The sequence below is a fragment of the Mycolicibacterium tusciae genome, from assembly GCF_002086795.1.
GTDB classification, from domain to species: domain Bacteria; phylum Actinomycetota; class Actinomycetes; order Mycobacteriales; family Mycobacteriaceae; genus Mycobacterium; species Mycobacterium tusciae.
Genome location: NZ_MVIM01000032.1, coordinates 21350 through 31082, shown reverse-complemented (window position 1 = coordinate 31082; position 9733 = coordinate 21350). Strand labels below are relative to the sequence as shown.

The window sequence follows — 9733 nt, the reverse complement described above, 5'->3', positions numbered from 1 at the left end:
GACGACAACCGCCGCCCGGGATCGGAGGCCATCGCGTCCAAAACGCGCCGCAATCGCGCGATCAACCGCTCGACACTGGCCGATTCGAATACATCGGTCCGGAACTCCACGTTGCCACCGATCCCGGCAGGCTCGCCGGCCTCGGTCCAGCGCTCGGCTAACGAAAAAGTCAGATCCATCCGCGCGGTGAGAGAATCGACCGGCAGTGGCGCGATCTCCACGTCACCCAGAGCCAGCTCCGCGGTCGGATCGTCGCCCTGCCAGTTCTGCCAGGCCAAAACCACCTGCACCAACGGGTGGTGAGCCAACGACCGGGTCGGATTGAGCCGCTCCACCAACACCTCGAATGGCACATCCTGATGCTCATAAGCCGCCAGGCTGCGCTGACGAACCTGAGCCAACACCTCAGCGACCGTCGGATCCCCATCCAGATCCACCCGCAACACCAACGTATTGACGAAGAAACCGACCAACTCATCGAGTGCCGAATCACGTCGCCCTGCGATCGGGAACCCCACCGCCACATCGGAACTAGCGCTGACCTTGGACAACAGCACAGCCAAAGCCGCCTGTATCACCATGAAACTGGTCGCGTCGTATTTGCCGGCCACTTCACGTACCCGCTGCTGCAACTCTGCCGGCCAGTCCACCGCCACGGTCGCTCCGCGGTAATCCGCCTCCGCGGGATAGGGCCGATCCGTGGGCAGCTGCAAGCGCTCCGGCAAGCCGGCCAGCGCATCATCCCAATACGCCACCTGCGCGGCGATCGGGCTGTCGACATCGGCTAGGTCACCCAGCTGGGTGCGCTGCCACATCGTGTAATCGACGTACTGCACAGCCAATGGCGCCCACGCCGGCGCCTGATCTGCACACCGGCTGGCATAGGCCACACCCAAATCCCGTACCAATGGGCTGATCGACCAACCATCGGCAGCAATATGGTGGACTACCGCCACCAACACGTGCGCCGCCTCATCGATACGGAAGAGTGTGGCCCGCAAGGGGATTTCAGTCGCCAAGCCGAACCGGTGACCCACGACCGATCCGACAGCTTCCTGCAGCCGACCAGGCGACCAGCCGGTGGCATCAACGACCTCCCAGCCAAAGTCGGCTTCCTCGGCCGACACGACTACCTGCTGTGGCAACCCGTCAGGTGCTGCGAACAACGTGCGCAGGCTCTCATGACGTCCAACGACGTCTGCCAGCGCTGCTCCCAGCGCGCCAACGTCTAGGTGCCCGTCAAGCTGCAACGCGACCGGCATGTTGTAGATCGGCGACGGCCCGTGCAACTGGTCCAGGAACCACAACCGGTTCTGGGCGAACGACAACGGAACCACGGACGGCCGCTCAACCGGCATCAGCGGTTCCATACGATCCTCGCCGGTTCCGAGGCGGACTGCCAGCTCGGCGACAGTTGGGGCCTCGAACACGCTACGTATAGAAAGGTGGACGTCTAGACCCTCATTGACCGCTGCAATAAGGCGCATCGAAGACAGCGAATCTCCACCGAGTTCGAAGAACGAATCGTCGACCCCAACGCGCTCGAGCCCCAGCACCTTCGCGTAGATCTCGGCAAGAACCTCTTCCAAGGAGTTCGCCGGAGCCCGGTAGTTGTCGGCGTCCTGGTATTCCGGAACCGGCAGGGCCCGTTTGTCGAGCTTGCCGTTCACCGTCAACGGCAGAACGTCCAGTACCACCACGTTGGCCGGCACCATGTAGGCGGGCAGTCGATCGGCCAGCACGGATCGCACCTCTGCCGGATCCGCGGAGCCCGTGATGTAGCCGACCAGCCGCTTGCTGCCGGGACGGTCCTCGCGGGCAACCACCACCGCCTGGGCCACCCCATCCAGTTCTGCCAGCGCGGTCTGGATTTCACCGAGCTCGATGCGATGACCGCGGATCTTGACCTGCTCGTCGGCGCGACCCAGATACTGCAGCTGTCCGTCAGCACCCCAACACACCAGATCTCCGGTGCGGTACATCCGCGCTCCCGGGGCCCCAAAGGGGCACGCTACGAATCGCGACGCGGTCAAGCCGGACCGTCGCCAATAGCCGCACCCGACGTTGGCGCCGGCGACATACAACTCACCGATGACACCGGCAGGCAGAGGCCGCAACCACGCGTCGAGCACGAACAACGCTGTTCCCGGCAGCGGCGAGCCGATAGGCGGCGCACCAGAACCCGCTGTCAGCGGCGCACTGAGCGCGACCCACATCGTGGTCTCCGTCGGGCCGTACTCATTGATCATCACCCGCTCGGGCGCCCACCGATCGACCACATCGGCCGGGCATGCCTCACCGCCGACCAAAAGAGCTACCGACTCAAGCCCCTCCGTCGACAGCATCCCGACGGCGGACGGCGTCTGACTGAGCACACTGACCTTTTCAGTGACAAGCAACGCCCGGAACTTGTCCGGGGAGCTGGCCACCGACTCGGGCACCACCACAAGGCGTCCGCCACGCAGAAGCGCACCGAAGATCTCCCAGCCGGAGATGTCGAAACTATAGGAATGCCATTGCGACCAGACCTGCCCGGCTCCTTGTGGCAAGCAGGTGGCGTCCAGTGAGGCCATCAGCTGGCTGACGTTGTGGTGGGTGATCGCCACGCCCTTCGGAACGCCCGTGGTGCCCGATGTGTAGATGATGTAAGCGAGATCATCGGCGGCCGGGGTCGGCAGCGCGGTACTGGGCTGGGTATCGATGCGCGGGTCGTCGACATCGAGGACCAGTAGATCGCATCCTGCCAGTCGATCCGCCAATGCCCCTGTAGTGATCGCAGCCATCGGCGCAGCATCGGCGATCATGAAATGCATTCGTGACTCGGGCACCGCCGGATCGATCGGCAGATAGGCCGCACCAGCTTTCAACACCGCCAACATCGACATGATCGCCTCGGCCGAGCGCGAGAACTGCAACGCCACACACGCGCCGGGACCGACGCCGTAGCCCGCCAGCAGGTGCGCCATCCGGTTCGCTGCCTCATCGAGTTCGCGATAGGTCCACGAACGCTCTCCACAAACCAGGGCGACGGCATCCGGTGCCGCTGCCACCTGCGTGGCAAACAAACCAGGAATCGAGAACTGCCTATCGACCGGTCGGGTCAGCACCGCCCGGTTACCCCACTCGTTCAGCTGACCCTGCTCAGCTGCATCAAGCACATCCATCGACGACAAGCGCCGTGCGGGATCGGCGGTCATCGTCATCAGTACCCGCTGCAACCGCGCCGCCAGCTCAGCGGCGTCGAGATCTGCGAATGTCTGGCCGACCCCCAACGTGCTTAGATACAGATGGTCGCCGACGCCCGAGAAGACCAAACCGAACCTGCCGGGGAGGCCGGAGTTGGTCATTGTCGCGGATGCCACAACACCACCGAAATCCAGCGCGAATGCGGTCGGGAAAAAGTCGACCGCAACTCGCTCGGCCAGTTGTCCCACCTGGGCGGGGTGGGTGTGACGCGCGAGGGCTTCCACTGGAAACCGCTGATGCTCCAACGCTTCGCGAAGTCGGATGTCTACATGCTCGCAGAATTCGGCAATGGTGGATCCCGGCGAAACCTTCAACCCCAGTGGCACAACGCCGGCAACCATCGCTGGAAGCGTCTTGGACTCCGGACGGACTCGCCTGCTGACCGGGAAGTCGAGCACGACCTCCGAGCCCTCACCACTGCGGCCACGCACCATCAGGGCACACGCCGCAGTGAGCACCGAAGACCGGGGCATATTCCACAAGTGGGACAGTTCTTCAACGCGCCGAAGGACCACTTGGTCCAATCGCACGGGGGCGGAGAATTGGTGAGCATCGCGCTCTGCAACGGCTTCCGGCAACCGAGAATGGGGTTCGCCTGCGGGCGGAAGATTCCGAGTCCAATAGGCCTCATCAGCTTCGTAATCCGAAGAAGCCTCGTAATCCAGCTCGCAGTTCACGAATTCCTGGAGGGATCCGAAGAAGGCGGGAGGCATAGCCTCTCCGGAAACGATCGCAGAATACACAGCCGCAATCCGCTGGCCGACCATTGCGATGCCGGCTCCGTCAACCACGATGTGGTGCAGGCAGGCAAACAGATAGAATTCTTCCGAACCCGTCTGGAATAGTGCGAATTTGAAAAGCGGACCAGTCAACGGCATTGGAGTGCGTTGGATTGCCGACGCCATCTCGTGGGCATCCCGTACGGCATGGCGTGAGCCGCTCAAATCGTGAAACTCAAGCTCTACGTCTGGATAGTCGAACGCCTTTTGAAAGACCTGGCCGTTCGACTCGAAGCAGGAAATCCTCAGAGGCTCGGCCTCCTGCACCACGCGGCGGATTGCCCACTCGAGGGCATCGTGTTCTACCGAGCCCTCGATTCGGACGAGGAGACCCACCTGCCATTCGGTACCGGAGCGACCGGTTTCCTGGGCAAGCCAAATGTCTAATTGTGCCCGCGTGAGCGGAAGTGCGCGGTCATCGAGATCCATCGGGCTCCCCCAAAAAGTCCGCAAATTTAGACCATCTATTTATCGAGCACTCCGCCGGCCTCTAGGCGCTGGCGCAGGCTCTTCGGCCGGATATCGGCCCAGTTCTGCTCGATATACTCCAAGCACGCCGCACGGTCGGCTTCACCGTAAACCACCCGCCACCCGGGCGGAACGTCGGAAAAAGTCGGCCACAGGCTGTGCTGCTCCTCGTCGTTGACCAAGACAAAAAAACTGCCATTGTCGTCATCGAACGGATTGATGCTCACGTTACTCCCAGACCTCGTGGACTTCGGCAGGACCCGTTCCACCATACTGGAGGCCGACCGAGTCGGTCAGGGTTTCGGCAAAGTCCCTGCCGGGGGTCCCGCTTACGTCCCAGTAAACCATCTGAGTGATGAACTTCGCAATTTGATCATGATCGAGAGCTCCACCTCCTACACCCTCCGCTCCTACGAGCTGCAATGATGCGTTTAACCTTGAAATGCTGTGAGATTCGGCAAGCCTAAGGCCCTCTGTCGGGGTGAACTTTTTTGGCGCCCGGAAAGCGAACCCGATCTTGATGCCGCTAACCAGTTGACAGCTACTTCTCGCCTGAGTCAGAGGAGTTATAGCCACAAGCGTCGACACCGAACGGGAGTGCGCCCATTCCCGGGGCGCCCTGCCGCGGTACTCGGCGATGGCCCACACGGTCGTGCGCGCCTCGCGCCGCACCTCAGGTGCAACTTCACGCAGTGGGGCGCCACGGAGCGGCACGTGGCCCCTACCAAGTATACGGAGGGCGGTGGTCGCGCCAAGCCCTACGAACCACGAACAGGTTCGATGACGACGTCGTTTCATTTGTGCCAGCACAACCCGTCGCCCGCCCATTGACGCTCGATTTCTACACGCAAGGGTTCAACGCGCGAAGAAATATGAATACTGCGCAAATGCGGCTGATCGCCAGACCGCCGAGGGACGGCCAGCTACCGAAGTTACTCGGCTCAAGGTTACGCAATGTCCGTATATCGTGACGCTACTCGTTACAACCGAATTACATCGGTTGCGATCATGCACCTGTCCGCATCAAAACCTTTAACGGCCTCCCAGCGAACGATCACGATCTTCTCACAATTAAATTGCACAAACCGCTTATCCAGCATGCGGTGCGCACCCAATTATCTCTGATGCGTAACGCATCCAAAATTTCTATTGGCGTTCTGCCTGCCGAGTATCTGAAAACTGCACCATTCCGCGCAGCTCCGCGAATCGCAAATATCCGATGAATACTGACGCCGTCTTAGGTCGACGAACGTGCTGCCGTAAACATCACGTTCGAATTGCACCGAACGCGCCCTCTGCCTCCTTTACGGCAAGATGCCCAAGCGCACCCGCGGCGCGAACGATGCGAGGTTTAGCGCCAATCCCGATGACAACGAGCGCGCCTCTTTACGCTGTGGCCGATTCGGCCCGACGCGGGCACCCACGGGTTATTTCCCTCGCTGCTCTCGTAATCTGGAACCGATCGGGAGGTCACCGCCCGGCTACGTCTTACTCACGCTCACGCGCTACGTCGCCAGAAACTCGCGAAGATACGACGGCCCCTTCAAATTGAGCAACCGCCGGCGGTCGGCCTTTAGGTCCGCGTATCCGAGGGCCTTGACTTCCTCCACGGTGTAGGGCAGCCGAGAATCCGGCGATCCCTTCCGAATGATCCCCACGCCGAAGTCACCCTTCAAAACCGCGACTCGCAGGTCGTCTCGCGTACTTCGCAGGTGGACGATCGCTTTCCAGACATCGCCGCTCCAGAGCAGATTCCACCAGTGGTGCTGCGCAGAGAAGTCGGCGATCGACTCCGCGGGATAGCCGATAGATTCTAGCGAAGGGTTGCAATCGTGCAGGACGATGACGCCGTCATCCTTCAGGTAGCGCAGAGTGTTCTCGACATCAGCCAAGACCTGCGCATAAGTATGTAAACCGTCGACCAGGGCTACATCGACACCGCGCTCCTGGAGGAAGTCCGCTTCGTTTGCGAAGAAAGCGTCGCTGGTCATCTCAAAGTAGAGGGTCTCGCGTGCCTTAGCCTCGGCGAGCCGTCGATACAACGCCGGAATTTTGAAGGCCGGATCGACGGCAATCTTCTGATCGGCGGTAACCCCTCGAAACGCAGCCCCGCGCTTGACACCGATCTCCAGATAGACGGGCTCTGTTCGTCCGGAGAGCGCCCGCCGAACCACCCTTTTGCGGTTCACGCGCCAACCCTTCCTGGTGTTTGGACGCCATGGCGCGACACCGGCTCGGTTCTCGCCCTAGTAGAGGACAAGCAGATGGATGCCAGCACAAACTTCATCGTGTGATCCGGGCCTTCCCGTTCCGTCAACAGTTACGAAAATGAAGCGGCAGCATCGCCTCCCCGGCTCAGCTGCCCAGCAACATAACCCAACCCCGGCGCCGTCACCTGAAGTCCAGAGTCTAGAGCAAGTCGCACACGGCGGAGACACAGGGCACGAGTGTCCAGAGACGAACCCACCCGGTGACTTAGCTTCTCGCGTGACCTAATCGCCGCCCGCCGCAACGCCCCTCACTCGGTGCTGATTCGTGAGCAAGTGTCTTGGTAATGCCGAACGAGTTCCGGATACTATCGACCAGCCGATACTCCCGGAATCTGGTGACAGTCACCTGATTCGGCTCGGCAGACGAACCGGAGGCCTCGGCTCTTGTCAATATCCGTGCTCGTCACCGGAGGTGCGGGTTTCATTGGGTGCGCCCTGACCCGCCGCCTCGTGACTGCGGGTCACGAGGTCGGTGTCATGGACGTGCTGCACCCCCAGGTGCACGGTGGGCGTCACGCAATCGATCTACCGCCATCCGTGAGGTTGTTCACCGGCGATGTCACCCATGCCCCTGACCTCGATGCAGTGCTGCGGCTGTTTCGCCCCTCCCAGGTCATCCACTTGGCAGCCGAGACGGGAACCGGGCAATCGCTCACTCACGCGACTCGGCACGGATCTGTCAACGTGGTCGGCACTGCGCAGCTTCTCGATGCGCTGAGCCGCTCAGCGCTCGTGCCCGACCAGCTCGTCTTGGCGTCGTCGCGGGCAGTGTACGGCGAGGGCGCATGGCGATGCGGCACACACAACTTCTATCCGCGCCCTCGCAGCCACACACAGCTGATGGCTGGTGTCTGGGATCCCAAGGGGCCTATGGATGAACCTTCGGTACCACTGCCCAGCCGGGCAGATGAGACAGAACCTCGGCCTACGAATATCTACGCCGCGACAAAGCTTGCGCAGGAGCACATGTTGTCGGCCTGGGCAGCCGCGCACGACACCCATCTCAGCGTGCTTCGGCTACAGAATGTCTATGGACCCGGACAGTCTTTGACGAATTCGTACACAGGCATAGTCGCCCTCTTCGCACGGTTGGCGCGTGGGCGACGCACATTGGAGGTCTACGAAGATGGGCGTATCGTCCGCGATTTCGTCTTCATCGAAGATGTCGTCGATGCGCTGTTCGCTGCGGTGCAGAAACCTGCGACCGGGCGGCGCACCCTCGACATCGGGTCGGGCATCGCGACCACCATCCACGACCTGGCTCGCGAAATCGCCGCTATCTGTGACGCCCCCGAACCGATTGTCGTTCCCAAATTCCGCGACGGCGATGTGCGCGCCGCCAGTTGCATCGTCGCGCCAGCGATGAGCGACCTTGATTGGCGTCCCAAGTGGACCCTCCAGGACGGTCTGCACGCACTGCTCAAATGGATTGACGAACAACCCGAATTGCCTTCTTAGTCACTTCCCCACGTGGTGTCGCTGACCTCAACATCTCGGTTCGCCATCAGCCAACACGTTCCAGGCGAACTTTCTCCTCCAAGAGATCGGCTGCCGCCGAGATGCTTTCGCTGGGTGTGGTCATGCGACTAGCCAATTCACGTGCCCGAGCGGCGTAATCAGAGGTGAGGATGGTGCGTAGATCCTGCGCTAGAGATTCTTGCGTGGTGCTTGAAAAGCGCCTGGTAGTACCAACCTTCAGGCGTTTAACCTGGCTGCCCCACACCGTCTGATTGACGTCCATCGAAAGGATCAGCGCCGGAACCCCGGCGCGGATACCGATCGCCGTGGTACCCGCGCCACCGTGGTGCACCACCGCACGGCAGCGCGGGAAGGCGGTCGCGAAATTCACCGCAGGCACCACCTTTACCTCCCCGGCTTCCGAGACGTCGCCGAAATCGCTCCAACCCGCGCACACCAATGCTCGCTCGCCCAACTCCGCGCAGGCCCCGGCGATCATCGCCAGTGTGTCGGTCGGGGATTCCACCGGCATACTGCCAAACCCGAAAAATATTGGCGGAGGTCCCGCTGCGATCCACGCCGCGACGTCGTCATCGGTCGGCGTAGGCAATTCCATCGTCAGTGCGCCGACGAAGGGCCGTTGGCAATTCCGTTGCGCCCATTCGGCTGCCAGCCCTGGAAAACACGCCTCGTCGTACGCCTGGATTTCCAAGGATCCGCGTTCGGCAATCCGCCGCGACGCTGAACGGGTGGCCTTCGGTAGGCCGAGCCGACGACGCTGAGCGTCTTCCAGCTTCTTGTCCATCCGCCAACCCACCCAGTCATATGTCGCCATTGCGGCGCGCCCCAACGGCGCCGGCAGAATCGGCAGGAGCTGGCCGTTGGCGCGTATCGGGAGATAATGCAACGTGGCCAACGGAATGTCGTAGTATTCCGCGACGCTTACGGCCGGCTGTTCGAAGCTCAGGCCGGTAAACAGCAGATCGGCCCCATCCGTCAGCGACATCAGGGTTGTACTGATCTCTTCCCAGCACTGCACCAGCGGCTCGTATAGCTCGGGCCAGAGCTTTCGCAATTCCCCTACCCGCCAAACATTGCGAAAGACGGAGGTCCAGAAGTTGCGGTATGCGTCGAGCCAGGCCCGCGTCTCTAGCCCGTAAGCGCTCGTGGCAAGTCCAGCCGACTTTGCGAAGTCGATCAAGTCGGGCGGCACTGCCATCTGCACGTCGTGCCCGCGACGCTGCAATTCGCGGCCTATCGCCACCGACGGCTCGATATCGCCGCGAGTTCCATAGCTTGCCAGCACAAATTTCATCGCGGGTAATAGCCTTTCATGTCCCGTGCGCGTGAGCGACGTCAGGGCGTCTGCCATTATTCCTGGTCCGTGGGACCGCGATCCAGCCCGCGGCGCTTCGCTGTGGCTGAACACTCGGCCATTGTTTCGACGGCAACATGGTCGTCGTTGGCTGCGGCGGGTACCAGAACGCAGGTGTGTGAGACGCGCGCGGGCGC

5 protein-coding genes are annotated in these 9733 nt (G+C 61.8%); 1 reads left to right on the top strand and 4 read right to left on the bottom strand.

Translation table 11 applies throughout. From position 1 onward, the window contains the following. The 3 genes from BST47_RS29410 to BST47_RS29395 all read right to left on the bottom strand — a co-directional run. A partial coding sequence (locus BST47_RS29410; RefSeq protein ID WP_122984572.1) for a non-ribosomal peptide synthetase occupies positions 1–4454 on the bottom strand: 4454 nt, incomplete at its 3' end. Between the two features lie 35 nt (positions 4455–4489). Next, positions 4490–4720 carry an MbtH family protein gene (locus tag BST47_RS29405; protein WP_083129276.1) on the bottom strand — a complete coding sequence of 77 codons (231 nt, stop codon included), beginning with the start codon at positions 4718–4720 and terminating at the stop codon, positions 4490–4492. Positions 4721–5998: 1278 nt separating this feature from the next. Then, positions 5999–6682: a class I SAM-dependent methyltransferase gene (locus tag BST47_RS29395; protein ID WP_083129274.1), complete on the bottom strand. Its 684-nt coding sequence runs from the start codon at positions 6680–6682 to the stop codon at positions 5999–6001. Positions 6683–7159: 477 nt separating this feature from the next. Between BST47_RS29395 and BST47_RS29390 the strand changes: the two genes are divergently transcribed. Further along, positions 7160–8221, top strand: coding sequence for an NAD-dependent epimerase/dehydratase family protein (locus BST47_RS29390; RefSeq protein WP_083129273.1), 1062 nt, complete (start codon positions 7160–7162; stop codon positions 8219–8221). A gap of 46 nt (positions 8222–8267) precedes the next feature. On the opposite strand, the gene BST47_RS29385 is transcribed toward BST47_RS29390, so the two are convergent. After that, a complete protein-coding gene (locus BST47_RS29385; RefSeq protein WP_083129282.1) occupies positions 8268–9536 on the bottom strand; it encodes a glycosyltransferase in 1269 nt (422 codons plus the stop codon). Between the last annotated feature and the right edge of the window lie 197 nt (positions 9537–9733).

What these genes read in the sequence shown, in the direction of transcription:
- BST47_RS29385 (WP_083129282.1), bottom strand. Translation starts at nt 9,536, where the DNA reads ATGAAATTTGTGCTGGCAAGCTATGGAACTCGCGGCGATATCGAGCCG.